Genomic DNA, 322 nt, shown 5'->3' with positions numbered 1-322 from the left:
GTACTAGTCCGCTATCGGTCACCAGGGAGTATTCAGGCTTAGCGGGTGGTCCCGCCAGATTCACAGCGAATTTCACGAGTACGCTGCTACTTGGGAACACTGTAAGAAGACGGTGAGTTTTCGCGTACGGGACTTTCACCCTCTACGGCCACGCTTTCCAGACGCATTCCGCTAACAACACCGTTTTATGACTCCTTGCCAGCTCGGCAGAACTGACGAACAGGTCCCACGACCCCGTACACGCAACCCCTGCCGGGTATCACACGAATACGGTTTAGCCTCTTCCGCTTTCGCTCGCCACTACTCACGGAATCACGGTTGT

At 55.3% G+C, this 322-nt stretch carries 1 rRNA gene; it reads right to left on the bottom strand.

The features are described 5' to 3' along the window. A 23S ribosomal RNA gene (locus tag ADK67_RS14405) occupies positions 1 to 322 on the bottom strand; the annotation flags it as partial.

The organism is Saccharothrix sp. NRRL B-16348, assembly GCF_001280085.1.
GTDB lineage: Bacteria > Actinomycetota > Actinomycetes > Mycobacteriales > Pseudonocardiaceae > Actinosynnema.
This window is presented reverse-complemented; position numbering and strand designations above follow the sequence as displayed.